This window comes from Pseudomonas gessardii, from assembly GCF_001983165.1.
In the GTDB taxonomy this organism is placed as follows: Bacteria; Pseudomonadota; Gammaproteobacteria; order Pseudomonadales; family Pseudomonadaceae; genus Aquipseudomonas; species Aquipseudomonas gessardii.
Genome location: NZ_MNPU01000035.1, coordinates 1 through 25,578 on the forward strand (window position 1 = coordinate 1; position 25,578 = coordinate 25,578).

General features: G+C 60.8%; 28 protein-coding genes. 4 read left to right on the forward strand and 24 right to left on the reverse strand.

Going from position 1 to position 25,578, the window contains the following annotated elements; translation table 11 throughout:
* Positions 1–171 precede the first annotated feature (171 nt).
* Both BLL38_RS20740 and BLL38_RS20745 read right to left on the reverse strand, forming a co-directional pair.
* Positions 172–1,101 carry an electron transfer flavoprotein subunit alpha/FixB family protein gene (locus tag BLL38_RS20740; protein ID WP_076964132.1) on the reverse strand — a complete coding sequence of 310 codons (930 nt, stop codon included), beginning with the start codon at positions 1,099–1,101 and terminating at the stop codon, positions 172–174.
* A gap of 2 nt (positions 1,102–1,103) precedes the next feature.
* Positions 1,104–1,853, reverse strand: a complete 750-nt coding sequence (locus BLL38_RS20745; protein ID WP_076964133.1) for an electron transfer flavoprotein subunit beta/FixA family protein — start codon at positions 1,851–1,853, stop codon at positions 1,104–1,106.
* A gap of 557 nt (positions 1,854–2,410) precedes the next feature.
* Here BLL38_RS20745 and BLL38_RS20750 point away from each other — a divergent pair.
* Positions 2,411–4,075 carry an electron transfer flavoprotein-ubiquinone oxidoreductase gene (locus tag BLL38_RS20750; protein WP_076964134.1) on the forward strand — a complete coding sequence of 555 codons (1,665 nt, stop codon included), beginning with the start codon at positions 2,411–2,413 and terminating at the stop codon, positions 4,073–4,075.
* A 144-nt stretch (positions 4,076–4,219) separates the two neighbouring features.
* Here BLL38_RS20750 and BLL38_RS20755 read toward each other — a convergent pair whose 3' ends face one another.
* Positions 4,220–5,113 carry an AraC family transcriptional regulator gene (locus BLL38_RS20755; protein WP_076964135.1) on the reverse strand — a complete coding sequence of 298 codons (894 nt, stop codon included), beginning with the start codon at positions 5,111–5,113 and terminating at the stop codon, positions 4,220–4,222.
* Positions 5,114–5,294: 181 nt separating this feature from the next.
* Between BLL38_RS20755 and BLL38_RS20760 the strand changes: the two genes are divergently transcribed.
* On the forward strand, positions 5,295–6,347 hold the full coding sequence (locus BLL38_RS20760; protein ID WP_076964136.1) for an NAD(P)-dependent alcohol dehydrogenase: 1,053 nt from the start codon (positions 5,295–5,297) through the stop codon (positions 6,345–6,347).
* Here the strand turns inward: BLL38_RS20760 and BLL38_RS20765 are convergent, their stop codons facing one another.
* Positions 6,348–7,151, reverse strand: coding sequence for an IclR family transcriptional regulator (locus BLL38_RS20765; RefSeq protein ID WP_076964137.1), 804 nt, complete (start codon positions 7,149–7,151; stop codon positions 6,348–6,350).
* A 71-nt stretch (positions 7,152–7,222) separates the two neighbouring features.
* Positions 7,223–7,702, reverse strand: a complete 480-nt coding sequence (locus BLL38_RS20770; protein WP_076964138.1) for a GNAT family N-acetyltransferase — start codon at positions 7,700–7,702, stop codon at positions 7,223–7,225.
* A 187-nt stretch (positions 7,703–7,889) separates the two neighbouring features.
* Here BLL38_RS20770 and BLL38_RS20775 point away from each other — a divergent pair, with 187 nt between their 5' ends.
* Complete coding sequence (locus tag BLL38_RS20775; RefSeq protein ID WP_076964139.1) at positions 7,890–8,228, forward strand: hypothetical protein; 339 nt, start codon at positions 7,890–7,892, stop codon at positions 8,226–8,228.
* A gap of 43 nt (positions 8,229–8,271) precedes the next feature.
* On the opposite strand, the gene BLL38_RS20780 is transcribed toward BLL38_RS20775, so the two are convergent.
* The 16 genes from BLL38_RS20780 to BLL38_RS20855 form a co-directional block, all read right to left on the reverse strand.
* Positions 8,272–8,838 (reverse strand): DUF1285 domain-containing protein, encoded by a 567-nt coding sequence (locus BLL38_RS20780; protein ID WP_076964140.1) that lies wholly within the window; start codon positions 8,836–8,838, stop codon positions 8,272–8,274.
* Between the two features lie 16 nt (positions 8,839–8,854).
* Positions 8,855–9,460 (reverse strand): DUF4823 domain-containing protein, encoded by a 606-nt coding sequence (locus BLL38_RS20785; RefSeq protein WP_038442470.1) that lies wholly within the window; start codon positions 9,458–9,460, stop codon positions 8,855–8,857.
* A gap of 74 nt (positions 9,461–9,534) precedes the next feature.
* Positions 9,535–10,503, reverse strand: a complete 969-nt coding sequence (locus BLL38_RS20790) for a GTP 3',8-cyclase MoaA (protein ID WP_076964141.1) — start codon at positions 10,501–10,503, stop codon at positions 9,535–9,537.
* A 139-nt stretch (positions 10,504–10,642) separates the two neighbouring features.
* Positions 10,643–11,296, reverse strand: coding sequence for a TetR/AcrR family transcriptional regulator (locus BLL38_RS20795; protein ID WP_076964142.1), 654 nt, complete (start codon positions 11,294–11,296; stop codon positions 10,643–10,645).
* Positions 11,297–11,741: 445 nt separating this feature from the next.
* Positions 11,742–12,524: a TatD family hydrolase gene (locus BLL38_RS20800; protein ID WP_076964143.1), complete on the reverse strand. Its 783-nt coding sequence runs from the start codon at positions 12,522–12,524 to the stop codon at positions 11,742–11,744.
* A gap of 65 nt (positions 12,525–12,589) precedes the next feature.
* Positions 12,590–13,576 (reverse strand): DNA polymerase III subunit delta', encoded by a 987-nt coding sequence (locus BLL38_RS20805; RefSeq protein ID WP_076964144.1) that lies wholly within the window; start codon positions 13,574–13,576, stop codon positions 12,590–12,592.
* Positions 13,569–14,201, reverse strand: coding sequence for a dTMP kinase (tmk, locus tag BLL38_RS20810; RefSeq protein ID WP_076964145.1), 633 nt, complete (start codon positions 14,199–14,201; stop codon positions 13,569–13,571). The genes BLL38_RS20805 and tmk overlap by 8 nt, the downstream gene beginning before the upstream one ends.
* Positions 14,202–14,220: 19 nt before the next feature.
* Positions 14,221–15,315, reverse strand: coding sequence for an endolytic transglycosylase MltG (gene mltG, locus BLL38_RS20815; RefSeq protein WP_076964186.1), 1,095 nt, complete (start codon positions 15,313–15,315; stop codon positions 14,221–14,223).
* A 1-nt stretch (position 15,316) separates the two neighbouring features.
* The gene (gene pabC / locus BLL38_RS20820) at positions 15,317–16,132 is read right to left on the reverse strand and encodes an aminodeoxychorismate lyase (RefSeq protein ID WP_076964146.1); all 816 of its coding nucleotides are present in this window, start codon (positions 16,130–16,132) and stop codon (positions 15,317–15,319) included.
* Entirely contained in the window at positions 16,132–17,376 is a 1,245-nt protein-coding gene (fabF, locus tag BLL38_RS20825; RefSeq protein WP_076964147.1) for a beta-ketoacyl-ACP synthase II, read from the reverse strand. The genes pabC and fabF overlap by 1 nt, the downstream gene beginning before the upstream one ends.
* Before the next feature lie 127 nt (positions 17,377–17,503).
* Positions 17,504–17,740, reverse strand: a complete 237-nt coding sequence (gene acpP, locus BLL38_RS20830; protein ID WP_076964148.1) for an acyl carrier protein — start codon at positions 17,738–17,740, stop codon at positions 17,504–17,506.
* Between the two features lie 192 nt (positions 17,741–17,932).
* Complete coding sequence (gene fabG, locus BLL38_RS20835; RefSeq protein ID WP_029299688.1) at positions 17,933–18,676, reverse strand: 3-oxoacyl-ACP reductase FabG; 744 nt, start codon at positions 18,674–18,676, stop codon at positions 17,933–17,935.
* A gap of 18 nt (positions 18,677–18,694) precedes the next feature.
* Positions 18,695–19,633: an ACP S-malonyltransferase gene (gene fabD, locus BLL38_RS20840; protein WP_076964149.1), complete on the reverse strand. Its 939-nt coding sequence runs from the start codon at positions 19,631–19,633 to the stop codon at positions 18,695–18,697.
* A gap of 127 nt (positions 19,634–19,760) precedes the next feature.
* On the reverse strand, positions 19,761–20,771 hold the full coding sequence (plsX, locus tag BLL38_RS20845; RefSeq protein WP_076964150.1) for a phosphate acyltransferase PlsX: 1,011 nt from the start codon (positions 20,769–20,771) through the stop codon (positions 19,761–19,763).
* A 4-nt stretch (positions 20,772–20,775) separates the two neighbouring features.
* Positions 20,776–20,958 (reverse strand): 50S ribosomal protein L32, encoded by a 183-nt coding sequence (rpmF, locus tag BLL38_RS20850; protein WP_008152339.1) that lies wholly within the window; start codon positions 20,956–20,958, stop codon positions 20,776–20,778.
* A gap of 13 nt (positions 20,959–20,971) precedes the next feature.
* Entirely contained in the window at positions 20,972–21,502 is a 531-nt protein-coding gene (locus tag BLL38_RS20855) for a YceD family protein (protein WP_057960396.1), read from the reverse strand.
* Between the two features lie 105 nt (positions 21,503–21,607).
* On the opposite strand from BLL38_RS20855, the gene BLL38_RS20860 reads away from it, so the two are divergent.
* Positions 21,608–22,186, forward strand: coding sequence for a Maf family protein (locus tag BLL38_RS20860; RefSeq protein ID WP_076964151.1), 579 nt, complete (start codon positions 21,608–21,610; stop codon positions 22,184–22,186).
* 131 nt (positions 22,187–22,317) lie between these two features.
* On the opposite strand, the gene BLL38_RS20865 is transcribed toward BLL38_RS20860, so the two are convergent.
* Genes BLL38_RS20865 through rluC form a run of 3 tightly spaced genes read right to left on the reverse strand, consistent with a single transcriptional unit; the run spans position 22,318 to position 24,937 of the window.
* Entirely contained in the window at positions 22,318–23,307 is a 990-nt protein-coding gene (locus BLL38_RS20865) for a S49 family peptidase (RefSeq protein WP_076964152.1), read from the reverse strand.
* Between the two features lie 21 nt (positions 23,308–23,328).
* Positions 23,329–23,991, reverse strand: coding sequence for an HAD-IA family hydrolase (locus BLL38_RS20870; RefSeq protein WP_076964153.1), 663 nt, complete (start codon positions 23,989–23,991; stop codon positions 23,329–23,331).
* Complete coding sequence (gene rluC / locus BLL38_RS20875; protein WP_005790558.1) at positions 23,978–24,937, reverse strand: 23S rRNA pseudouridine(955/2504/2580) synthase RluC; 960 nt, start codon at positions 24,935–24,937, stop codon at positions 23,978–23,980. Before rluC ends, BLL38_RS20870 begins: the two co-directional genes overlap by 14 nt.
* Positions 24,938–25,578: the final 641 nt, after the last annotated feature.

A 25,578-nucleotide genomic window follows, 5' to 3' on the forward strand; every position in this document is an offset into this window, starting at 1 on the left:
GCCTCTGGCTAACACTTCCCCTTGCCGGGTGTGTAGAGGACTTTCACCTCCCAGTCACCAGCGTGGCCACCACAGCCAAGCTGGTTGCGCTTGCGCGCAACGCGCCATGCCTGGCGCACCAAAAAAAAGCCCGGTCATAAGACCGGGCTCTTTATAAGTGAAGCCGCTGGTTTAGACCAGCTTCGAAAGCTCCGGTACGGCTTCAAACAAGTCCGCCACCAGGCCGTAATCGGCCACCTGGAAGATCGGCGCTTCTTCGTCCTTGTTGATCGCAACGATCACCTTGGAGTCTTTCATACCGGCCAAGTGCTGGATCGCGCCGGAGATACCGACGGCGATGTACAGCTGTGGCGCAACGATCTTGCCGGTCTGGCCGACCTGCATATCGTTGGGTACGAAACCTGCGTCGACCGCCGCGCGCGAAGCGCCGACCGCCGCGCCCAGCTTGTCGGCCAGGGCGTACAGGTGCTTGAAGTTGTCACCGTTCTGCATGCCACGCCCGCCGGAAACGACGATCTTGGCCGCGGTCAGCTCTGGACGGTCCGACTTGGCCAGCTCTTCGCCAACAAAGCTGGAAGTGCCAGGATTGTGCACAGCTGCAACGGCTTCAACCGCAGCCGAACCACCCTCGGCGGCAACCGGGTCGAAACCGGTGGCACGCACGGTGATCACTTTGACCGCGGCAGTGGATTGCACGGTAGCAATGGCGTTACCAGCGTAGATCGGGCGCTTGAAGGTGTCGGCGCTTTCCACCGAAACGATCTCGGAGATCTGGTCAACGTCCAACTGCGCAGCAACGCGCGGCAGGATGTTTTTGCCGTTGGAGGTGGCAGCAGCCAGGATATGGCTGTAGCCAGCGCCAAGCTCTGCAACCAGCGGCGCTACGTTTTCCGGCAGTTGATGCGCGTAGGCAGCGTTGTCGGCGGCCAGTACTTTGCTCACGCCAGCGATTTTCGCGGCGGCTTCAGCCACGGCGCCAGCGCCCTGACCTGCTACCAGTACGTGGATATCACCACCGATTTTCGCAGCAGCAGCAACGGTGTTCAGTGTGGCCGGGGCCAGCACCTTGTTATCGTGTTCGGCGATTACGAGGATAGTCATGATCAGATCACCTTCGCTTCGTTTTTCAGTTTCTCGACCAGTTCAGCCACCGACTTGACCTTGATCCCCGCGCTGCGTGCAGCTGGCGCTTCGACTTTGACAGTCTTGTTGGTGGAGGCGGTGGAAACGCCCAAAGCTTCTGGAGTCAGCACTTCAAGCGGCTTCTTCTTGGCTTTCATGATGTTTGGCAGGGACGCATAACGCGGCTCGTTCAAACGCAGGTCGGTGGTGACAATGGCCGGCAGTTTCAGGGAAACGGTCTGCGCGCCGCCATCGATTTCGCGGGTCACGGCAACGCTGTCGCCAGACACTTCGACTTTCGAGGCAAAGGTGCCCTGGCCGTAACCGGTCAGTGCAGCCAGCATCTGGCCAGTCTGGTTGTTGTCGCTGTCGATCGCCTGTTTACCGAGGATCACCAGTTGTGGCTGCTCCTTGTCGACAACGGCCTTGAGCAGCTTGGCCACGGCCAGCGAGGTCAGTTCTTCAGCGGATTCGACGAGCACGGCGCGGTCGGCACCCAGCGCCAGGGCGGTACGCAGCTGCTCTTGAGCAGTGGATGGCCCTACGGAAACGACGACGATTTCAGTCACGATGCCCTTTTCTTTCAGGCGTACGGCTTCTTCCACGGCGATTTCGCAGAAGGGGTTCATCGACATTTTGACGTTAGCCAGATCGACGCCGGAATTGTCCGCCTTGACGCGAACTTTCACGTTGTAATCGACAACGCGTTTGACAGCTACAAGAACCTTCATGGATTCCTCGTTACTCTCCGGTGAAAAGAAAGCCGCCCGGATAAACCTGGCGGTAGATGCTCAACGGCGCACAAGGGCACCTCTAAAAACGCAGGCCGTCATGACAGATAACGTTGCACGTACTCAATAATAAAGACCGTTCGTCAGGGGTGACCGACAAGTCATTCATCGTCGCAACGTGTAAACTGCGCGCCAGCATTACGTGCGCGTCAACCTGTATTGAGCAGTGCCTTGTCTTTGGACGTGGCCTTGAAACCGGCAGTACGCCTACGGGAAGCGCAAAACCGACCGTATATTGACCGGAACGCCTTTTCCGGTCAATACAGCAAAATAGTCAGATATAAGCCGCGTTGCTTTGATTTATCTAGCTTGCGGGCAATTCAAACAAACGTTTGTATTGGACGCTGAGAGTGGTGTAGATATAATGCGCCACCTAGAGAGAAAGGTGGGTTGTCCCCTGCCCTTTTGTAAGAAATTAGCGCAGAAGACGACAGATAAAACACCGAACCTCCACCCATTAGAAAAAAAACTGTTGAGCCTTGAGTAGGAGATAGCCTGTGGAACGCGAATACATGGAATTCGACGTGGTCATCGTCGGCGCAGGGCCGTCGGGCCTGTCTGCCGCCTGCCGACTGAAGCAGAAGGCCGCCGAAGCCGGTAAGGAAATCAGCGTCTGCGTGGTCGAAAAAGGCTCGGAAGTCGGTGCACACATCCTGTCCGGTGCGGTGTTTGAACCACGCGCCCTGAACGAATTGTTCCCGGACTGGAAGGAACTGGGTGCCCCACTCAACACCCCGGTGGTGCGCGACGACATCTATGTACTGCGCAGCAGCGACACCTCCACCAAGGTGCCTGATTTCTTTGTGCCCAAAACCATGCACAACGAAGGCAACTACATCATCTCCCTGGGTAACCTGTGCCGCTGGCTGGCCCAGCAGGCCGAGAACCTGGGCGTGGAAATCTACCCAGGCTTCGCGGCCCAGGAAGTACTGTTCGACGAAAACGGCGTAGTGCGCGGGATCATCACCGGCGACCTCGGCGTCGACCGTGAAGGCCACCCCAAGGAAGGCCTGTACACCCCCGGCATGGAACTGCGCGGCAAGTACACGCTGTTCGCCGAAGGCTGCCGTGGGCACCTGGGCAAGCAACTGATCCAGCGCTTCAACCTGGACAGCGACGCCGACGTGCAGCACTACGGCATCGGCCTCAAGGAAATCTGGGAAATCGACCCGGCCAAGCACCAGCCAGGCCTGGTGGTCCACACCGCCGGCTGGCCGCTGGACATAATGCGCAACGAGAACACCGGTGGCTCGTTCCTCTATCACCTGGAAAACAACCAGGTGGTCGTCGGCCTGATCGTCGACCTGTCCTACAGCAACACCTTCCTGTCGCCGTTCGATGAGTTCCAGCGTCTCAAGCATCACCCGGTGCTGGCCCAGTACCTGGAAGGCGGCAAGCGCATCAGCTACGGCGCCCGCGCCCTGGCCAAGGGCGGCATCAACTCGCTGCCGAAGATGGTCTTCAAGGGCGGCGCCCTGATCGGTTGCGACCTGGGCACCATGAACGTGGCCAAGATCAAGGGCAGCCACACCGCCATGAAGTCCGGCATGCTCGCTGCAGATGCGGTGGCTGATCGCCTGTTCGCCGAGTCCGAAGGCGGCGATGAACTGACGGCCTACGTCGACAGCTTCAAAGCCAGCTGGCTCTACGAAGAACTGTTTGCCACCCGTAACTTCGGCCCGGCGATGCACAAGTTCGGCCCGATCATCGGTGCCGGCTTCAACTGGTTCGACCAGAACATCCTCGGCGGCAAAATGCCGTTTACCCTGCACGACACCAAGCCGGACTACGCCTGCCTCAAGCTGGCCAAGGACAGCCAGAAGATCGACTACCCCAAACCCGATGGCAAGCTGAGCTTCGACAAGTTGAGCTCGGTGTTCCTCTCCAGCACCAACCATGAAGAAGAACAGCCGTGCCACCTGAAGCTCAAGGACCCGAGCATCCCGATCAGCACCAACCTGCCGCTCTACGATGAACCGGCGCAACGCTACTGCCCGGCGGGCGTGTATGAAGTGATCACCCAGGAAGACGGCGAGAAACGCTTCCAGATCAACGCCCAGAACTGTGTGCACTGCAAGACCTGTGACATTAAGGACCCTGCGCAGAACATCACCTGGGTGACGCCGGAAGGCGCGGGTGGGCCGACTTACCCGAATATGTAAGCTAATCGAGGCTCCCAAATGGGGGCCTTGATCGTTCCCACGCTCTGCGTGGGAATGCATCCAATGACGCTCTGCGTCACCAGCTCAAGAGCGGACGCAGAGCGTCCAGGGCGGCGTTCCCACGCAGAGCGTGGGAACGATCATCTAGGCCGCTCGTTCTTCACCCGGGTTGCGCAGGAAATAGCGCTTATATTCCCGACTGAACTGCGACGTACTCTGATACCCCACGCTATGCGCCGCCTGCGCCACCCCCATGCCTTCGACCAACAACAACTGCTGGGCCTTGAGCAGACGCAAGCGCTTGAGGTACTGCACCGGCGACAGCAAGGTGCAGCGCTTGAAGTGTTCATGGAATGTCGACGCACTCATATGCGCATAACCGGCAAGGGTCTCGATGTTCAGGGGGTCGGCGTAATGGGCATGCAGGTGGTTCAATGAGGTGGCAATCCGCGAGAACTGCCCCTGCTGTTCCACCAGGGCGCGCAGCACATCGGCCTGTGGCCCGCGCAAAGCGGTGAACAACAGTTCCCGCACCCGCGCCGGCCCCATGATCCGGGCTTCCAGTGGATCGTGCAGACACTGCAACAGTCGCTCGACGCAACCACGCATCGCGTCATCGAGCACCACCGAGCTCATCGACTCCAGGGTCTGCGCCGCCGGCGGCGGGCCGACCTGCATGCCCATGGCCATCACCAATTCACCCAGCACCACCCGATCAATACCTACGGTAACGCCATACAGCGGGGCATCGGCGGCCATGGCAAACGTCTCGCACTCGAATGGCACCGGCATCGCCTGGATCAGGTAATGCCCGGCGCCGTATTCCAGGGTACGCGGCCCCAGGTAGGCCACCTTGCTGCCCTGGGCCACGAACATCAGGCTCGGCTCATAGATCTGCGGCCCGCGCGCCACGTCGCAACTGGCGCGCAGCACCTGCACGCCCGCCAGGTGGGTCGGGGAAAAACCGTCGCAGGGCGTAAGCCCCTCAATCAAGGAAACCAGCGCAGCGTTGGCATCGAGATGGCGGGTCAACAACATGGCAAAAAACTTCGCGAAAAAGGGATAGAAACATCATCGCAGGTCTAGCGACCTATGAATCCAATCCACGAGCACTCCCGGACGAATAGGCATAAGACTCGGAGCATTTGCCATGTTCGCCCGCAGGGTCGACGCGCAGAATTCGCCACCTCTCCCGTCCACGCTTTGCGAGGTTTTTACCATGTACACCGCCATCGGTTACGCCGCCCAGTCGGCCACCAGCCCCCTCGCCCCCATGTCCTTCGAGCGCCGTAGCCCGCGAGCCGATGACGTGGCGATCGAAATCCTGTACTGCGGCGTCTGCCACTCCGACATCCACCAGGCGCGCAACGAATGGGGCATCGCCGTATACCCGCTGATGCCAGGCCACGAGATTGTCGGCAAGGTCACCGCCGTCGGCGCCAGCGTCACCGCCCATAAGGTGGGCGACCTGGTCGGTGTGGGCTGCATGGTGGATTCGTGCCGCCACTGCCAAGCATGCACATCGGACCTGGAGCAATACTGCCTCGAAGGCCCGACCATGACCTACGCCACCCCGGATCGCGTGGACGGCAGCAACACCATGGGCGGCTACTCCGACAGTATCGTGGTCAGCGAACACTTCGTGATGAGGATTCCGGCCAGGCTCGACCTGGCCAGCGCCGCACCGCTCCTCTGCGCGGGCATCACTACCTACTCGCCGCTCAAGCACTACGGGGTCAAGGCCGGCGACAAGGTGGGGGTTCTCGGCATGGGCGGGCTGGGCCATATGGGCATCAAGTTCGCCAAGGCCATGGGTGCCGAAGTGACGCTGTTTACCCGCTCGGCGAGCAAGGCAGAAGAAGGCCGACGCCAGGGTGCCAACCATGTGATCGTGTCCACCGATGCCGAGCAGATGCAGGCCGCCGCCGGCAGTTTCGACTTCCTGCTGGACACCATCCCGGTGCAGCACGACCTGAACCCCTACCTCGATGTCCTGCGCTTTGATGGCGTGCACATCCTGGTGGGTTTGATCGAGCCGGTCGACCCGCCGGTCAATGCCGCCAAGCTGGTACTGGGTCGTAAAGTCCTGGCCGGCTCGCTGATCGGCGGTATTGCCGAAACCCAGGAAGTCCTGGATTTCTGCGCCGAGCACGGCATCACCTGCGACATTGAAATGCTCGATATCCGCCAGATCAACGAAGCCTATGCGCGCATGATTGCCGGCGACGTGAAGTACCGCTTCGTGATCGACATGGCCACCTTGAAGGCCTGATCAGGCCTTGGCACCCAACTCCGCGGACAGCCGTGCTGCGACCTGCTTGACCAGGGGGATCAGCTCGGCCATTTTTTCCAGCGGCATGTAGGGCACCGTACTGGCGATGCTGATGCCGGCGACAATCCGCCGGCTGGCATCGCGCACCGGTGCGGCCACACAGCGGATCGACGGTTCGTTGTCTTCCAGGTCGAAGGCATAGCCGCCCGCCACATACTCTTTCATACGCTGCTCGAACTGCTCCCAGGATTGTTCCGGGTGCTGCGGCCAGTGCAGGTTTTTCCCGCCTACCGGCAAGCTGGCCTGGTACAGGCGCTGCCATTCCTCGCGCGTGTCATCGAGCAACAAGGCCTTGCCGATCCCGGTGCGCGCCAGGGGCATGCGGTGACCGACCCGCGAGCGCATTTCCGGGCCATTGCGCCCAGGGTTCTTGTGCAGGTACAGCACCTCATCATATTCGCGGATCGCCAGGTGGATGGTGTCGCCGGTCTGCGCCGACAGCTCATCCAGATAGGGCGTCGCCAGCGTCACCAGCGGCAGTTCTTCCCGGGCCTGGAAACCCAGCTCGATCAACTTGGGGCCCAACAGGTAGCCGACTTGCGGCACCACCCGCAGGTAGCGCTCCTCCACCAGGCAACTGGCCAGGCGGTGCGTGGTGCTGCGGGTGGTGCCGATGCGCCGGGCAATCTCCTTGAGGTCCCGCGCGCCGGCCGCCACCGCCTGCACCACGCCCAGGCCGCGCAGCAGGGTCTGGGTGCCCGTGGGTGCGGGATCTTTGGCGATGACTGCTGGGTTTTCCTGCATGTAGGACCTATCTAGAAATACGAAAGCGGCGGCCATTATGGCAAATGCCGGGCCTCAAGGCAGGACCGATCTCAACCCTGGGCGAAGTCGCGCAACGCGTCGCCTTCCATGCGATAGCGCACCCATTCTTCCTGGGGCTGGGCACCGATGGATTTGTAGAAGGCAATAGCCGGTTCGTTCCAGTCCAGCACGCTCCATTCAAAGCGCCCACAGCCATTGTCGCAGGCGATCTTCGCCAGGTGGCGCAGCAACTTCTTGCCCGCCCCGCCGCCGCGCTGCTGCGGGTTGATATACAAGTCTTCCAGGTACAGGCAGTTGCTGCCCAGCCAAGTGGAATAGCTGAAGAAGAACACCGCAAAACCGATCGGCAAGCCGTCGCGCAGGCAGATCAGGCCATGGGCGGTAGCGCCCTCGCTGAACAGGCTGCGTTCGATGTCCACCACGCTGGCGATCACTTCGTGGCGGGCTTTTTCGTACTCGGCCAGCTCAGTGATAAAGGTCAGGATCTGCGCAGCATCGCTGGGCACGGCGGGACGGATCTCGATGGTCATCAACAGGCCTGCGGCTAAAAAAGAAAGGACACATACTAAGGCCCTTTGATGATCGCTTGCAGGGTTTTATGCAGGCGCATCACTGCGCTGTACACCTGTTTAAACCGTTCGTCGCGATCAAGGCACCAACCACAAACCGGGGCTGACCAACATAAGGTACGGACATTATTCCTATGGAGGCTCCACCATGAACACGTCCAAAGTGACTGCCCTCGCCCTCGCCGGCCTGCTGTCTGCGGTTTCCCTGGCCAGCGTCGCCGCGTCCGACCACTCCACCGGCAAGACCGACCCGATTGGCAGCCCACCCAACCCTGCGACCGAAGAAACCAGGAACTCCATGGGCACCGGGCTGGATACCAATGGCGGAGCCATCATCCAGGACGGCGCCGACCCACGCACCCAAGGCAATGACGGCAACCGCCAGGGCCTGGGCACCGATGTCGAGAACGGCAAGATCGGCCCGGGCAAGAACGCCACCCCAAGCAACATCGATGACAACCTGCCCGGCGCGCCGAAACAACCTTGAGCCACGGCCCCTGAAGAGGTATGCCGCACCGATATAGCCGGGCTCAGTCCACAGGTTCCAGGCCAATCGGGAAAAATACCCCGCCACTCCACACCCCCAGCCAGCGCTGGCCATCGATCAGGCGTGTCACCGCCAGCTCCACCAACTGGTAGAACACGTTGCGATGGACCAGCGCCTCCAGGTTGTGGCGCACCAGCACGTAGGGCGAAGGTTCCTGGGTGTGCGGATCAATCAGCACCCGCAGCGGGTGTGCCGGGCCGGCTTCGATCAGGTCTTCGACATTGGAGGTAAACCGCAGGAGCTGGCTTTCGCCCTGCCCCTCGACCTCCAGCGACACGACCACAAAGGGCGCGTCATCCACCTTGATCCCGACCTTTTCCACCGGCGTGATCAGAAAGTAATCCTCGCCATCGCGGCGGATGATAGTGGAGAACAGCTTGACCATCGGTTTGCGCCCGATGGGGGTGCCCAGGTAATACCAGGTGCCATCCCGGGCGATACGCATGTCGATATCGCCACAGAAATCCGGGTTCCACAGGTGAACCGGTGCCGGTCCCTTGCCCTTGGGCAATTGTGCCAACAAATCATTGGCCTTGGCCGAACCCGTCATGCTGTTCTCCTTTGAATTACTGGTCGCTCATGCCCAACAGACTGCGGGCGTACTGGCGCAGCGGTGGGCCAAGCAGGTCTTCAGGCTTGTTGTCGTGGAACGTCAGTAAACCGCCACGGCTGCGAATGCGTGCAGTATCGATCAAATACTGGGTGCTGGTCTCGATCAACATGATTTGGATCACCCCGCTGTCGACACCCAGCCGGTCGAGGGCTTCCTGGTCGGCCCACTCGTCCGCATTGCCGATGCGATCATCCGCCTTGGCAAACCGTGTATACAACAGGTAATGGGCGCCTACCTCGCGGGCCTCGGCCATGGCCTGCTCCAAACCTTCCGGGGCGCGGGCGCGGCGCACCATGGGGAAGTATTCGATAAAACCGTTGAAGGCTTCTTCGGCCACCACATTGGGCCGCGGGTAGGCACTGCCCGGCGGCGTGAACGCGCCCTGGGCGATAAACACAAAGGAGTCGGGCTGAATGCGAACCGAGTTGGAACGGCGGGTGTCGCTGTGGTCCAGCAAACCGGCATCGCTCATCTGATAGCGAGTGCCTTCGGCCATATCGCTGACTGTCATGCAGCCACCCAGCGCAAACGACGCCAGCAACAAAACCAGACTACGCATCCTATCCTCCAGAGGCCGGTGACGGAAAACCGGCGAATGGGCACGAGATGCAGATTTTGCGCCAGCTTGCCTGGCTAGCCACCAATGATCTTCATCACCGTCGCCCCGCCCGAAAACGCCACTTCCTGCTTGTCACCCAAGGCCTTGACCAGCAAGCCCTGTAACGCCGGCAGGGCCTGGTGTCGCGGCTTGTCCAACAGGTCGCCGACATAGTGGCGGTTGCTCGAAGACAGGCAGCCGTGCAGCCAACCCGTGGACGACAGGCGCAAGCGCGAGCAGGTTCGGCAAAACGGCACGCTTTCATTGGCGATCACGCCGAAGAAGCCCTGGCCGGGAATTTCATAACGCACGGCCGTGGCATCCACCGGGGCGTCGGCCTGCAAGTATTCGTGATGCTCGCCAATCAGGCTCAACAGTTGTTGAAGGCTGACAAATTGCTGCAGGAAGGCGTTGGAGTCGCTGGCCAGGTGGCCCATGCGCATCAACTCGATAAAACGCAATTCATAGCCACGCGCCAGGCAATACTCCAGCAGCGGCATCACCTGGTCGAGGTTCTGCCCGCGCAACGGCACCATATTGACCTTGATCCTGATCCCCGCCGCACGCGCCTGGTCCATGCCATCGAGGACCGTGGCCAGGTCGCCGCCCCGGGCAATCCCGCGAAAGGCGTCGGCATCCAGGGTGTCGAGAGACACATTGATCCGGCGAATGCCGGCATCGACCAGCAATGGCAACTTGCGCGCCAGTAACTGGCCATTGGTGGTCAGGCTGATATCGCTCAAGCCCATCTGCCCGACGGCCTGCATAAAGGTTTCGAGCTTGGGGCTGACCAGTGGCTCGCCGCCGGTAATGCGCAGGCGATCGATACCCGCCGCCTCGATCAGGTAGGCCACGCCACGGGCCATGGCCTCGGCCGAGAGCTCGTCCTGCGCAGCCACCAGCCGCTTGCCATTGGGCACGCAGTAGGTACAGGCGTAATTGCAGGCTGAGGTCAGGCTGATCCGCAAATTGCGAAAACGCCTGCCTTGACGATCAACGATCATGGATCACTCCGGCAGCGGATAATTCGGGCGCGCTAAAACCTGACTTATAAATCAGATTTTAGCAAGGTCCTTGCCTGAGTATATTCCTGGGTTGGCACACACGGCAGTAAATCAGCCGGCCATTGTCCGGGTGAATGCCTTAGGTGGCAGGCGTCTCGGGGTTCGGCAGGTCGGAGCTGTGCTTGCGCTTGTTGCCCATACGCACGCCGATGTCCATCAGGAACTGGAAGAAGCCTTCCTGATCTTCCAGCACGTTGCTCCAAAATGGCGAGTGGTACAGCGCCACGGCGCCATGGACCAACGCCCACGCGGCGCAGTAATGAAAATAAGGTGGCACGTCTTCCAGCTTGCCTTCGCTGATCCGGCCCTTGATCAGCAGGGTCAGGCGCTCGAAGTTCGAGGCACGGATCTTGTGCAGTTCCTCGACCATTTCCGGCACCTGGTGGCCCTTGACCACTTTTTCTTCGAGGCGGTCGAACAGGCGATAGCGCTGCGGGTCACGCATGCGGAACTCGAAGTAGGCGCGGGACAGCGCTTCCTTGTCCTTGTCGACGTCGGCCGAGTGCAGCAACTCGTTCAAATCGCGCTCGTAGTCGAGCATCAGGCGCAGATAGATCTCGGCCTTGGATTTGAAGTGTTTATAGATCGTGCCTTTGCCGATACCCACGGCATCCGCAATCATCTCGACGGTGACGCTGTCTTCACCCTGTTCGAGGAACAATTTGAGCGCGGTGTCGAGAATTTCCTGCTCACGGCGGCGAAACTCACGGACCTTACGGGGTTCTTTGTGCATAGAAAGAGGTCTGCAGAGGTCAGGATTGGGAGGGCTTGGCGCCATAGGGCTCACAGGGTGAACCGATGATGGAACGTTTTACCCGGTGCGCGGGATTATCCCGACTGGACGGTCGTTGGGCAACGTCTATATGAACAACCCATACACTAAACTTACAGTGCGCCAACGAATCAGGCGATATGGGTCAGAAATAAAACACCGGCCCGCGCAATGTATTGCTGTTCAATGAGAACTCAAGCGAAGCGGACGTATTCCAAATCTGTTTAAAAAACGACCAAAAGCGACTGGACTGCACGCAATACTGATCAATACTTCATCTGTCGGTGTGACATCTCCCCCAAGTGAAGCACCGATATGGGTACCAACGGACCGTGTATCCTTGTTTACTCCTAATGGTCTTAGCCCGGATTCACCCCCCAGAACCCGGGTTTTTTTTGCCTTGAATTCAGCGAACGTGCGCCAGGGGGAACAGACGCTTGAAGTTCTCGGTGGTCTGCTCGGCAAACCCCTCGACCGACTCGCCGCGCAGCATCGCCAGGTAATCGGCCACATCCCGCACATATTCCGGCAGGTTCGGCTTGCCACGGTGGGGGATCGGCGCCAGGTATGGCGAGTCGGTCTCCACCAGCAAGCGGTCGGCCGGCACCTGGCGCGCCACATCCCGCAGGGCCTCGGCGTTGCGGAAGGTGACGATGCCCGACAGGGAAATATAGAACCCCAGGTCGAGAGCCGCCTTGGCCATTTCCCAGTCTTCGGTAAAACAGTGCAACACACCCGCCTGGGGCAGCGCCGCTTCGCGCAGCAAGGCCAGGGTGTCGGCACGGGCGCCGCGGGTATGCACGATCACGGGCTTGCCGGTCTGCTGCGCCGCTTGCAGGTGCAGGCGGAACGAGGCCTGCTGCAGTTCGGCAGCTTCCGGCTCGTAGTGGTAATCCAGGCCTGTCTCGCCAATGGCCACTACGCGCGGGTGATTGAGTTCACCCAGCAACCAGTCAAGGGCCGGGGCTTCGCCAGGCTTGAGGTCCAGGGGGTGGATGCCCACCGAGCAATCCACATCGGCATAGCGTTCGGCCAGGGCCTTGACGTGGGCGGCATTCTCGGCGCTGACGCCAATGCACAGGAAGTGCCCCACACCCCGCTGGCGCGCAGCATCGAGGGCGGCATCCAGGGAGCCGTTGTGGGCGGCGAGGTCGAGGCGATCAAGGTGGCAATGGGAATCTACGAGCATAAGAAGTTACAACTTGCGTCACAGGAAGTGTCCGGCCCACGCAACCTGCGTCGGCCCCGAAAATATCAACGTCGGCCGAGCAGCCCGACCCACTGCACCAGCAGCGCCTCAAGCAACAGCACCCGGTTCAGGTTGGCCTTGCCCAACACCTTCTGGCGCTGGGCGAGGATCCAGTCCTGGATGTTCAATACCTTGTCCTGGGCGCTCTTTTGCGCCAGGTATTGCACGACCTTGCGCATGTCCATCAATCCCAGGCCGTTTTCGTCCTGGGTCAGTTGGTAGCGCAGGATCAGGCTGGACCAGTCGCAGAACCAGTCAAACAGCAGCAACAGCGGCACGTCTTTCCAGCCCTCGGCCAACTGCGTGGCTGACTGCTCCTGCTTGAGCAGCTTCTTCACCCCGTCGACCACCAGCGCGCGCTGCTCGCGCACGCCCTGGGCCTGTAGGCTGACTGCGGCCAAGGGCGAGCCGGCCGCCAGGGTCAGCAACTCGACCCGCTCCTGCTCACTGCACGCCGGCAGGGCCTGACCCAGCCACTGCAGGCTCATGGCCTCGCTCGGCAGTGGGCAGGCCTGTTGCACACAGCGGCTGCGGATAGTCGGCAGCAGGCGGCTGGACTGGTGACTGACCAGCAACAGCACCGTATCGCCGGAGGGCTCCTCAAGGCTCTTGAGCAAGGCGTTGGCGGCGTTGATGTTCATCGACTCCACCGGCTCGATCAACACCACCTTGCGCCCGCCCATCTGCGCGGTCTGCACCACGAAGCTCACCAGGTCGCGCACCTGGTCGACCTTGATCGCCTTGTCGGCCTCTTCCGGCTCCAGCACATAATTGTCGGGATGGCTGCCGGCCTTGAGCAGCAGGCACGACTTGCAGTGCCCGCAGGCCTCCAGCCCCGCCGGTTGCTGGCACAGCAGGCGCGCCATCAAGCGTTCGGCCAGGGCACGCTTGCCAATGCCCACCGGCCCATGGAGCAGGTAGGCATGGGCGTGCTGGGCACGCCCGGCCAATTGCTGCCACAGGCTGTCCTGCCACGGATAGGCTTCAGCCACGGTAAAGCTCCAACAGCTTGGGCAGCAGTGCATCGATGGCCTGCTGTACCTGTTCCAGCGGCTGCGCGGCATCCAGCAGGCAGTAGCGCGACGGTGCGGCCTGGGCACGCTGGAGATAAGCGGCGCGCACCGCTTCAAAAAAGGCCCGGCCTTCCAGCTCGAAGCGGTCCAGGCGGCCACGGGCGCTGGCCCGGGCCAGGCCGACCTCTACCGGCAGGTCGAAGACCAGGGTCAGGTGCGGGCGCAGTTCGCCCTGGACAAAGCTCTCCAGGGTCGCGATGCGCGCCAGGGACAAACCACGGCCAGCCCCTTGGTAGGCGTAGGTGGAATCGGTGAAGCGGTCGCAGATCACCACCGCGCCACGGGCCAGCGCCGGGCGTATCACCCCGGCCAGGTGCTGGGCACGGGCGGCAAACACCAGCAACAGCTCGGTGTCCGGGTGCATGACCTCATCGCCAGTGGCCAGCAGTACCTCGCGGATCTTCTCGGCCAGGGGCGTACCGCCAGGCTCCCGGGTCAGCAGCACCTCGATCCCTTCAGCACGCAAGCGTTCGGCCAGGTATTCGCGGTTGGTACTCTTGCCGGCGCCTTCCGGGCCTTCCAGGGTAATAAACAAGCCAGTCACAGGCAGTCCTTAGTCAGAGTCATTGCGGGCCTTGCGCGGGCGCAGCGTCGGGCGCGACCGGCTCAACGGTCGCGGGCGCAGCCGGCGCGGGGCTGGAGCGATAGTCGGCGCGGCGCTTGAGCTGGTACTCGCGCACGGCGGCATTATGGGCCTCCAGGCTATCGGAGAAAATATGGCTGCCATCGCCCCGGGCCACGAAATACAGGCTGCTGCCCGGCACCGGGTTCAACGCGGCATGGATCGCCTCGCGGCCGACCATGGCAATCGGCGTCGGCGGCAAGCCGCTGATCATGTAGGTGTTATAGGGCGTGGCTTCCTTGAGGTGCGCGCGCGTCAACTTGCCGTTGTAGCGCTCGCCCATGCCGTAGATCACGGTGGGATCGGTTTGCAGCAGCATGCCGATCTTCAGGCGCCGCACAAACACCCCGGCAATCTGCCCACGCTCTTCAGGCACGCCGGTTTCCTTCTCCACCAGCGACGCCATGATCAGCGCCTGGTAGGCATCGGTATAGGGCGCCTCCGGGGCGCGTCGGCTCCACTCCTGGGCCAGTACATCGTCCAGGCGGTTGTAGGCTTTCTTCAGGAACTCGACATCGGTCATGCCGCGCACAAAACGGTAGGTGTCGGGGAAGAACCGCCCTTCGGGGAACACGTCAGGATGGCCGATTTTTGCCATCACCTCGGGATCACTCAAGCCCGCCAGGGTCTGCTCGATCTTTTCATGCTTGGCCAAGGCGCTGCGGACCTGGCGAAAGTTCCAGCCCTCTACCAGGGTCAGGCTGTACTGCACCACGTCGCCGCGCTGCCACAGGCCGATCAGGCCCTGGGCCGTCAGGCCTGGCGTCATGCGGTATTCGCCACTGTGCAGCGGTTGGCCTTCAAGGTTGAAGCGCCAGTAGAGGCGCAACCAGAAAGCATCTTCAAGCACGCCGTCAGCTTCCAGGCGATTGAAGGTGCCTGTCGGGGTCGCGCCGGCCGCTACATCGAGCAATTGCTCCTGGGCCAGGTTCAGCGGCTGCTTCAAGGCCGAGTCCAGCTTCCAGGCCGAAAAGCCCAGCAGCAAACCCGCCAGGACCAGACCGGTCGCCAGCAGCAATAAAATTTTACGTCTCAAATCAAACACCCAATAGCGCGCGAACAATGCCTTGCAGTTTACGGGTGAGCGGCCCGGCCGACCAGCTCATTGGCCCACATCCAAGCACCGGCCAAATGCCATATACGCTATTGCAGACAAACACCTCGTCAGCCTGTTGCAACTGCGCCAGGCTGATATCGCCGACAACCGTGACAATGCCCAACGCCTCGGCCCTGGCCAACAGCTCGGCCCGCATGACGCCGGCCACGCCACAGCGGCCCAGGTCAGCCGTCAGCAGTTGGCCGTCATGCACCAGGAACAGGTTGCTGAACACGCCTTCGATGACACGCCCGGACATATCCAGCATCAATCCTTCGGCGTGATCGGCATCTTGCCACTCGGCGCGGGCGATGACTTGCTCAAGGCGGTTGAGGTGCTTGAGACCGGCGAGCACCGGTTGCTCGGACAAACGCGTGGCACAGGGAAACAGGCGTACACCTGATAAACCATGGGCCTGGGGATAGGTGGCAGGCGAGCTGCCTTGCAGAATACGCCGCACGGGGCTGCCGGCCTGGGCGCCATAACCGCGCAGGCTGTCGCCACGGGTGAGGATCAACTTGAGAACACCGTCACCGAGGGCAGCGGCATAGGCCAGCAACTCGCTGCGGATCAGTGCCGGGTCCACGGTAAGCGCCAGGCGCCTGCAACCCTGGTCGAGGCGTTGCAGGTGGCGGTCAAGCAGCACGGGCTGCCCGGCCCTGACCGCGATGGTTTCAAACAAACCATCGCCGTAGGCCAGGCCGCGATCTTTCAGCGGCACGGCGTCCGCTGGCAAACCGTCGACCCAGCTGTGCATCACTCGGCGAACCGGCGGAACACCAGGGAACCGTTGGTACCACCAAAGCCGAACGAGTTGGACAGCACCACGTCGATCGGCATCTTCTGCGGCTCGTGAGGCACGAAGTTCAGGTCACAGCCTTCATCCGGCTCATCCAGGTTGATGGTCGGCGGCGCGACCTGGTCCTTGATCGCCAGCACGCTGAAAATCGCTTCGACCGCACCGGCTGCACCCAGCAGGTGACCGGTCATGGACTTGGTGGAGCTGACCGCCAGCTTGTAGGCGTGCTCGCCGAATACCGACTTGATGGCCTGGGCTTCCGCCAGGTCGCCAGTCGGCGTCGAGGTGCCGTGGGCGTTGATGTACTGCACCTGGTCGACATTGATCTTCGCATCGCGCAGGGCATTGCTGATGCATCGCGCAGCGCCCGCGCCGTCGGCGGGGGGCGAGGTCATGTGGTAGGCATCGCCACTCATGCCAAAGCCGATCAGCTCGGCATAGATCGTCGCGCCACGGGCCTTGGCGTGTTCCAGCTCTTCGAGAACCAGGGCACCGGCACCGTCGGACAATACAAAGCCATCACGGCCCTTGTCCCACGGACGGCTGGCACGAGTCGGCTCGTCATTGCGCGTGGACAGCGCACGGGACGCGCCGAAGCCGCCCATGCCCAGGCCGCAGGCAGCCATTTCGGCGCCACCGGCAATCATCACGTCCGCCTCGTCATAGGCGATATTGCGCGCCGCCATGCCGATGCAGTGAGTGCCCGTGGTGCACGCCGTGGAAATGGCGTAGTTAGGCCCCTGGGCACCCAGGTGGATGGACAGGAAACCGGAAATCATATTGATGATCGAGCCCGGGACGAAGAACGGTGAAATTCGACGGGGGCCGGATTCGTGCAGCGTGCGGCTGGTTTCTTCGATATTGGTCAAACCGCCAATACCCGAGCCCATGGCCACGCCGATGCGATCACGGTTGGCATCGGTGACTTCCAGGCCGGCATTACGCACTGCCTGAAAACCGGCTGCCAGGCCGTATTGAATGAACAGGTCGAGTTTGCGGGATTCCTTGATCGAGAGATATTCCTCGACATTGAAGCCCTTTACCGAGCCGCCAAAACGGGTGGAATAGGCAGAAAGGTCCGTATGCTCAATCAGACCAATACCACTGTGGCCAGCCAGAATGCCCTGCCAACTGCTCGGCACATCCGTACCCAGTGGCGACAACATACCCATACCGGTGACTACGACGCGTCTACGCGACACAGCACTCTCCTTTTTCTAATGACGACACTTTGCTTCAGAGCTCATTTTTCATCAGAGCTAAAGAAAAAACCGCACGCCGTAATAGCAGTGCGGTTTTTCCATAACAGCAAGCGACGATTACAAACTATTACGCCTGGTGGCTAGTAACGTAGTCGATAGCAGCTTGAACAGTAGTGATTTTTTCAGCTTCTTCGTCCGGGATTTCGGTCTCGAATTCCTCTTCCAGAGCCATCACCAGCTCAACGGTGTCAAGGGAGTCGGCACCCAGGTCTTCAACGAAGGAAGAAGTGTTTTTCACTTCGTCTTCTTTAACGCCCAGTTGCTCGGCAACGATTTTCTTGACGCGCTCTTCGATGGTGCTCATACCTTGTTTTCACTCCTAATGGACAAATTCAGGCAGCTGGCCAGTGGGTAAGTGTATAGAAAGGCTTTTCAGCTTTTCAACTGAAAGCTTCACCCGCGTACCCTACCAACCACCTGTCTATAAATAGATTGCAGCTTTATAACGGATTTTAGACCGCTCGTATGACATTTTTTTGAAGCGATCCGTCACAATTTAACTCATGTACATCCCGCCGTTGACCGGGATTGTAGCCCCAGTCACGTATGCCGCACCGTCAGACGCCAGGAAAGAGACCACATTGGCGATCTCTTGGGCCTGGCCCAGACGGCCCAGCGGAATTTGCGTCAGCAACGCTTCACGTTGCGCTTCGGGCAATTCGCGAGTCATATCGGTATCGATAAACCCTGGAGCCACCGAGTTGACCGTAATCGACCGCGAGCCGACTTCACGCGCCAGGGCACGGCTGAAACCTTCCAGGCCGGCCTTGGCAGAGGCGTAGTTTACTTGGCCTGCGTTGCCCATGGCACCCACTACGGAGCCAATATTGATAATTCGGCCCCAACGCGCCTTGGTCATGCCGCGCAAAACCCCCTTGGACAGGCGAAACAGACTGTTCAAGTTGGTATCGACCACGTCGTACCACTCGTCGTCTTTCATGCGCATCATCAGGTTGTCGCGGGTAATACCGGCGTTGTTCACCAGAATGGCCGGGGTGCCAAACTGTGCGGTGATCTGGGCCAGTACGGCCGCCACGGACTCATCGCTGGTCACGTTGAGCTCCAGGCCGGTGCCCTGCACGCCGTTTTCCTTGAGGGTCGCAGCAATGCGCTCGGCGCCCGAGGCAGAGGTGGCAGTACCGATCACTACCGCGCCCTGACGACCCAGTTCCAGGGCAATCGCCTGGCCAATGCCACGGCTTGCGCCAGTGACCAGTGCAACTTTACCTTGCAGACTCATGCAGGCTTCTCCTTAAGTTCAGGCCAGTGCGGCGCGGGCGGCGGTGAAGCCATCCGGGGTATTGAGATTGGACGTCGACACGCCTTCGGCGCAGCGTTTGTTGAGACCGGCCAGGACTTTACCCGGACCACACTCAACCAGCTGGGTAGCGCCCTTGGCGGCCAGGGTCTGGACTGATTCAACCCAGCGCACCGGCTTGTACAGTTGCTCCAGCAGGTCGCGCTTGAGGGTTTCCAGGTCCGGCGCCACGTCGGCGCTGACATTTTGCACCAACGGGATCTGCGGTACCTGCCAGTTGACGGCGGCGATGGACTCGGCAAAACGCTCGGCCGCCGGGCGCATCAACTCGCAATGGGACGGCACGCTGACCGGCAACGGCAAGGCACGCTTGGCACCACGGGCCTTGCAGCCTTCGATGGCACGCTCCACTGCGGCCTTGGCACCGGCGATGACCACCTGGCCAGGGGAGTTGAAGTTCACGGCGCTGACCACTTCGCCCTGGGCCGCTTCGGCACAGGCCTGGATCACCACGGCGTCGTCCAGGCCCAGGATAGCGGCCATGCCGCCCTGCCCAGCGGGAACAGCCTCTTGCATCAATTGGCCACGACGCTCTACCAGCTTGACGGCCTCGGCGAGTGTCAGGCTGCCTGCCGCGACCAGGGCGCTGTACTCGCCCAGGCTGTGACCGGCGACAAACGCCGGGCGTGCGCCGCCTTCGGCCAGCCAGACGCGCCACAGCGCGATCGAAGCGGTCAGGATGGCCGGCTGGGTTTTATCGGTTTGGTTGAGCAGTTCTTCCGGCCCGTCCTGGGTCAATGCCCAGAGATCGTAGCCCAAGGCCGCGGACGCTTCCTTGAATGTTTCCAAAACCTGTGGGTATTGCGCGCCCAGCTCGGCCAACATGCCGAGGGACTGCGAACCCTGCCCTGGAAAGACGAATGCGAGGGATGTAGACATGTAACAAGCCCCTAATGATCTGGTCGTCGGTGAATTGACGCCCCACAGCTGGGAGCGCAAGAAACTGACAGATTGGATGGTCAATTGAACTGACCGGTCACATTTAAGCATTCCCGGCCCGATTCGCCTAAGGCAACAGATCCTCAAGACGGCCATGCAAGCGTTGCGGCAGGTTCTCCTGGATCTCGATCATTGCGCGCGCAATGGCACTCTGAAAGCCCTGGACACCCGCCGAACCGTGGCTTTTTACCACAATGCCCTGCAAACCGAGAAAGCTGGCGCCGTTATGCCGCGCCGGAGCCAGGTCCGCCTGCAGCCGCCGCATCAGCGGCAGCGCCAGGGCCCCCACCAGCCGTGAAGCCAGGTTGCGCCTGAACAACGCCTCGATCCGCGCAGAAATCATTGTGGCCAGGCCTTCGCTGGATTTAAGCAGGATATTTCCGACAAAACCGTCACAAACCACCACATCGGCCTCGCCGCGATACAGCCCATCGCCTTCCACAAACCCGATGTAGTTCAAGCCCCGCGCCTGCTGCAACAGGCTGGCGGCCAGCTTGACCTGCTGGTTGCCCTTGATGTCCTCGGTACCGATGTTCAGCAACGCCACCCGCGGGCGCACCACGCCCAGCGCCTCGGCCGCGACCGAGCCCATCAGGGCAAAGTGCAACAGGTGCTCGGCACTGCAATCGACATTCGCCCCCAGGTCCAGCAACTGGCAGTAGCCACGCTGCGTCGGAATCGCCGCGACCATTGCCGGCCGATCAATGCCCGGCAGGGTTTTCAGCACATGACGGGACAACGCCATCAAGGCCCCGGTATTGCCGGCACTGACACAGGCCTGGACCTTGCCATCACGCAGCAGCTCAAGGGCCACGCGCATGGAGGAGTCAGGCTTGCCACGCAGGGCCTGGGCCGGCTTCTCATCCATGCCGATGGTTTCGCTGGCCGGCATTATCGTCAGGCGCGCGCGATCCACAGCCGGATGACTGGCAATCAGTTCTTCAAGTAGGGAAGGTTGACCGACGAGGGTCAGGTGCAACGAGGGCGTAGCAGACAGGCTGGCAATGCATGCCTGGACAATGCTGCGGGGACCGAAGTCCCCGCCCATTGCGTCAATCGCGATGACTTGAGCAGACAAGTGATTACTCGTCAGCGCCCTTGTCGATCACTTTACGGCCACGGTATACGCCTTCTGGCGATACGTGGTGACGCAGGTGAATTTCACCGGTGGTTTTTTCTACAGACAGAGTGCTTGCCGTCAGGGCATCGTGCGAACGACGCATGTCACGGGCAGAGCGGGATTTTTTGTTCTGCTGAACAGCCATAATTGATTAACTCCTAAACGTTTGGGTCACGCTTTAACTGCGCCAATACACTGAACGGGTTGGACCGCGTTACCTCGTCCTCGCTCGGTTCGGACTCGTCATCGAGCCCCGCCGGCTGCTGGCATTCTTCCGGATGATGAGCAGGCACAATGGGCAAGGCGAGCAGAAGCTCCTCCTCGATCAGTGCATGCAGATCCAAAGGATCTTCGCCCAGTTCCAGCACGTCATAACCTTTCGGCAACGACTGGGTATTCGCACCCTCTTTCACCACAGCATAACTGCATTCGCTGTGGATCGGCAGGGTGACCAGCTCAAGACAACGCTGGCAAACCATTTTGACCTCGGTGTCAATAAAGCTGTGGATCACCACAGATTTACGTTCATCTCGTTCAAAAACGAATTTAGCCTGCACCGTACCGACAGTGTCGGAAAGCGGGTCGCAGAGTCTCTCCAAATCGGCCAGCAACACTTCACCTTGGAGGGTGGTGCCACGATCAGCCAATTTGCGCGGGTCAACGTGAGGTGGAATCGGGTCATTCAACATAGGCGCAGCATTATAGGGATGCACCCGCCCATGTCAAAGGAAATTCAGCCCTGTGCGCCAGACTGTCCGCTCGCTAGAATCCGCGACTGCCTTGAGGAGAGCCCCATGTTGCCTTTATTACTCGCATCCAGCTCGGTTTATCGCCGGGAACTGCTGAGTCGCCTGCACCTGCCGTTCATCTGCAGCTCTCCGGATATCGACGAAAGCCATCGCATAAATGAGTCCGCAGTCAACCTGGTCAAGCGCCTGGCCGAAGAGAAGGCACGCGCCCTGGCCGGCAGCCATTCAGGGCACCTGATCATCGGTTCGGACCAGGTGGCGACGCTCGACGGCCAGATCATCGGCAAACCCCACACCTTTGAAAAGGCCCGCGAGCAATTGCTCGCGGCCAGCGGCCGACAGGTCAGCTTCCTCACCGGCCTGGCCCTGCTCAATAGCGACACCGGGCATTGCCAAGTGGACTGCGTGCCCTTCACGGTCACGATGCGCCAACTGGAGCCGGCACAGATCGAGCGCTACCTGCGGATCGAGCAGCCCTACGACTGCGCTGGCAGCTTCAAGGCCGAGGGCCTGGGGGTAAGCTTGTTTCAGAGCACCGCAGGCCCGGACGCCACCAGCCTCGTCGGCCTACCGCTGATCCGACTGGTGGATATGTTGCTGGCCGAAGGCGTGCAAATCCCCTAAGAACCCCAAAAACCCAATGTGGGAGCGGGCTTGCCCGCGATGGCAGCCTATCAGTAACCCATTGGCTGGCTGACCCACCGCAATCGCGGGCAAGCCCGCTCCCACATTTTTTAGTTATGCCGATCGCGAGATCAGCGCAAGGCCGGCCCCTGGAAGCCCATATACAGCGCCAATTTCTCCGCAACACTGGCCCCCAGCTTCTTGGAGAAGCGATCGAACGGCGACTCCTGGACGGTAAAGTCCACCAGCTCCTTCTCGCCGACCACATCCCGCGCCACCGAGCTGGCACTGCCCAGGCCATCGATCAAGCCCAGCGGCAGCGCCTGCTCGCCGGACCAGATCAGGCCAGAGAACAGCTCTGGGTGTTCCTTGTCCTTGAGCCGCTCACCACGCCCCTGCTTGACGCTGGCAATGAACTGGCGATGGGTGGTGTCGAGCACGCCCTGCCAGAACTGGGTTTCATCCGCCTTTTGCGGCTGGAACGGATCGAGGAATGACTTGTGCTCGCCCGAGGTGTAGGTACGCCGCTCAACCCCCAGCTTCTCCATGGCCCCGACAAACCCATAGCCGGCCGCCGTCACGCCAATGGAACCCACCAGGCTGGCCTTGTCGGCGTAGATCTGGTCGGCGGCACTGGCGATGTAATAGGCGCCCGAAGCACCCAGGTCAGAAATCACCGCATATACCTTGGTTTGCGGATACAGGGCGCGCAGGCGGCGGATTTCGTCATAGACATAACCCGACTGTACCGGGCTGCCGCCAGGGCTGTTGATGCGCAGCACCACACCCTTGACCTTGGGGTCCTCGAAGGCGGTGCGCAGGCTGCTGACGATATTGTCGGCACTGGCAGACTCCTTGTCGGCAATCACCCCACGCACCTCGATCAGCGCGGTGTAGTTGGCACTGCGCACAGCACTCTTCTCCATATCCACCAACGGACTGAACAGCACCAGCATGCCAATCAGGTAGGTAAAGGTCAGGAGCTTGAAGAAAATCCCCCAACGCCGGGCGCGACGCTGTTCCTGGACACCCGCCAGCAGGGTCTTTTCCAGCAATTTCCAGCTTTTATCATCGCCATTGTCGGCACCGGCCTTGGTCGGTGCTTTCCACTCATCGGTCATGCCATCTACCCCAGCAAAAACTTAATGGGCCTGGTTGAGCCAGGCGTGCAATTGCGAAAACCGGTCAATCGTCAAGCGCGGCTCGTAGGCCTGCAAGGCTTCGGGGGACTGGGCGCCATAGCTGACAGCCACACTGTCCATACCAGCATTGCGCGCCATCAGCAGATCGAACGAAGCATCCCCGACCATCAACGACTCACGGGTCGACACGCCGCAATGGGCCATGATCTGCTCCAGCATCAATGGATGGGGCTTGCTCGCGGTTTCATCAGCGGCGCGGGTGATATCGAAATAGTCTTCCCAGCCATTGGCCTTGAGCACCCGGTCCAGGCCGCGCCGCGCCTTGCCGGTCGCCACGGCCAGGTAATAGCCCTGCTCGCGCAAGGCCGCCAGGGACGGCACCACCCCCTCGAACAAGGGGGACGGTTCGGACTCCAGGGCAATGTAGTGCTCGGCGTAATGTTCGCGAAACGCCACTAGCTCGTTGTCAGCAATCTGCGGGTACAGGGTGCGGATAGCCTCGGGCAACCCCAGGCCAATGATGCCCTTGACCGCCAGGTCACTGCACAGCTCGAAGCCGGAGCGGGTCGAGGCCACGTGCATCGACTCGACAATCCGACCAATGGAATCGCACAGGGTGCCATCCCAGTCAAAGATCAGCAGCTTGTAGTCAGGGCGCGACACTCAGGCGCTCCACGGTCTTGGCCCACATCTCATCCACAGGGGCCTGCAATTTCAATTCGCCACCATCGGGCAACGGCACCGTCAGCATATAGGCATGCAGGAACAGGCGTTTGCCGCCAAGGTCACGAATTTCCTTGGAAAACCCCTCGTCGCCGTACTTGGTATCGCCCGCAATACAATGGCCGGCATGCAGGGTATGCACGCGAATCTGGTGAGTACGCCCGGTCACCGGCTTGGCCTCGACCATGGTCGCGAAGTCACCGAAGCGCCGCAGCACCTTGAACAGGGTCAGCGCCTCCTTGCCCTCCTCGTCCACCTCGACCATACGCTCGCCGGAGCGCAGGTTGCTCTTCTGCAACGGCGCCCGCACGCTCTTGATCGAGGACGCCCAATTGCCACGCACCAGGGCCATATAGCGCTTGTCCACGCCATCGCCGCGCAGGGCGGTATGCAGGTGGCGCAACATGCTGCGCTTCTTGGCGATCATCAACAGCCCGGAAGTGTCGCGGTCCAGGCGATGGACCAGCTCCAGCTCCTTGGCATCTGGACGCAACTGACGAAAGGCTTCGATCACCCCGAAATTCAGACCACTGCCACCGTGCACCGCAATGCCGCACGGTTTGTTGATCACGATCAGCTTGTTGTCTTCAAAGACAATCGAGGCTTCAAGGCGCTGCAACAGGCCCTGGGCCAGCGGCACGGGCTCGTCACGCTCGGGCACGCGCACAGGCGGCACGCGGACGATATCGCCCGCCTGCAGCTTGTACTCAGGCTTGATCCGGCCCTTGTTCACCCGCACTTCGCCTTTACGCAAAATGCGATAAATCAAGGTCTTGGGCACGCCCTTGAGCCTGGCCAGAAGAAAATTGTCGATGCGTTGGCCGGCATATTCCGGCGAGACCTCAAGCAGCTGGACGCTGGGGGTCGGGGGGGTGGTAGTCGTCATGCCGGGAATGATAACAATTTTTTATGGAATTGAAGCACTTAATCATTGCTGCTATAGTCGCGAACGCCGCCAAAAGCGGCCTGGACAGAGGACTCGCGGCAAACTGCCGCCCCTGACCATCGCAATTCATCAGGACGCGAGGCCGTCCTACGGGGCTCTTGCCACACTGGAAGGCTCAAGATTGTAACAAGCGCAGGTGACATGAGGCCTGAAGCGAGTGCAAGAAGCAGCGTGATTATTCGCCTCTTGCGCCGATATTTATGGCCAGTTCACAAAGTGCAGTCAGTCTTGTACCAGACCACGGCGAATGCTTCGGAAACAACGCCTGTTATTAGCCATGAGCGTGAACTCCCCATTGGAGAACACGGTAAATGCCAACCCGCTGCGGATTCTGCGCGCGGCAGCACCCGAATTATCAGGGATACGTGTAGGGTGGAGATGCACAACCGTCGGACTGTGTAGCACTAGGCTTATATTTAGACGCTTCATCTCGTCCACAGTCGCCGGTTGATTCCTCCTCCTGACTGAGTGCTTATTAAGTCACCACAGCAAGCAGGACGCGTAAGTCGCGATACCAGCCCAATTGGCCGGTATTGCTGGACACTGGAGTGGCCAACCACTCTTGACGCACCTGACACCGA

Excerpts from the sequence above, each read along its gene's own strand:
- BLL38_RS20740 (WP_076964132.1), bottom strand. The coding sequence starts at position 1,101 with ATGACTATCCTCGTAATCGCCGAACACGATAACAAGGTGCTGGCCCCG.
- BLL38_RS20745 (WP_076964133.1), bottom strand. The coding sequence starts at position 1,853 with ATGAAGGTTCTTGTAGCTGTCAAACGCGTTGTCGATTACAACGTGAAA.
- BLL38_RS20755 (WP_076964135.1), bottom strand. The coding sequence starts at position 5,113 with ATGTTGTTGACCCGCCATCTCGATGCCAACGCTGCGCTGGTTTCCTTG.
- BLL38_RS20760 (WP_076964136.1), top strand. The coding sequence starts at position 5,295 with ATGTACACCGCCATCGGTTACGCCGCCCAGTCGGCCACCAGCCCCCTC.
- BLL38_RS20765 (WP_076964137.1), bottom strand. The coding sequence starts at position 7,151 with ATGCAGGAAAACCCAGCAGTCATCGCCAAAGATCCCGCACCCACGGGC.
- BLL38_RS20770 (WP_076964138.1), bottom strand. The coding sequence starts at position 7,702 with ATGACCATCGAGATCCGTCCCGCCGTGCCCAGCGATGCTGCGCAGATC.
- BLL38_RS20775 (WP_076964139.1), top strand. The coding sequence starts at position 7,890 with ATGAACACGTCCAAAGTGACTGCCCTCGCCCTCGCCGGCCTGCTGTCT.
- BLL38_RS20780 (WP_076964140.1), bottom strand. The coding sequence starts at position 8,838 with ATGACGGGTTCGGCCAAGGCCAATGATTTGTTGGCACAATTGCCCAAG.
- BLL38_RS20785 (WP_038442470.1), bottom strand. The coding sequence starts at position 9,460 with ATGCGTAGTCTGGTTTTGTTGCTGGCGTCGTTTGCGCTGGGTGGCTGC.
- BLL38_RS20790 (WP_076964141.1), bottom strand. The coding sequence starts at position 10,503 with ATGATCGTTGATCGTCAAGGCAGGCGTTTTCGCAATTTGCGGATCAGC.
- BLL38_RS20795 (WP_076964142.1), bottom strand. The coding sequence starts at position 11,296 with ATGCACAAAGAACCCCGTAAGGTCCGTGAGTTTCGCCGCCGTGAGCAG.
- BLL38_RS20800 (WP_076964143.1), bottom strand. The coding sequence starts at position 12,524 with ATGCTCGTAGATTCCCATTGCCACCTTGATCGCCTCGACCTCGCCGCC.
- pabC (WP_076964146.1), bottom strand. The coding sequence starts at position 16,132 with ATGCACAGCTGGGTCGACGGTTTGCCAGCGGACGCCGTGCCGCTGAAA.
- acpP (WP_076964148.1), bottom strand. The coding sequence starts at position 17,740 with ATGAGCACCATCGAAGAGCGCGTCAAGAAAATCGTTGCCGAGCAACTG.
- fabG (WP_029299688.1), bottom strand. The coding sequence starts at position 18,676 with ATGAGTCTGCAAGGTAAAGTTGCACTGGTCACTGGCGCAAGCCGTGGC.
- fabD (WP_076964149.1), bottom strand. The coding sequence starts at position 19,633 with ATGTCTACATCCCTCGCATTCGTCTTTCCAGGGCAGGGTTCGCAGTCC.
- rpmF (WP_008152339.1), bottom strand. The coding sequence starts at position 20,958 with ATGGCTGTTCAGCAGAACAAAAAATCCCGCTCTGCCCGTGACATGCGT.
- BLL38_RS20855 (WP_057960396.1), bottom strand. The coding sequence starts at position 21,502 with ATGTTGAATGACCCGATTCCACCTCACGTTGACCCGCGCAAATTGGCT.
- BLL38_RS20860 (WP_076964151.1), top strand. The coding sequence starts at position 21,608 with ATGTTGCCTTTATTACTCGCATCCAGCTCGGTTTATCGCCGGGAACTG.
- BLL38_RS20865 (WP_076964152.1), bottom strand. The coding sequence starts at position 23,307 with ATGACCGATGAGTGGAAAGCACCGACCAAGGCCGGTGCCGACAATGGC.
- rluC (WP_005790558.1), bottom strand. The coding sequence starts at position 24,937 with ATGACGACTACCACCCCCCCGACCCCCAGCGTCCAGCTGCTTGAGGTC.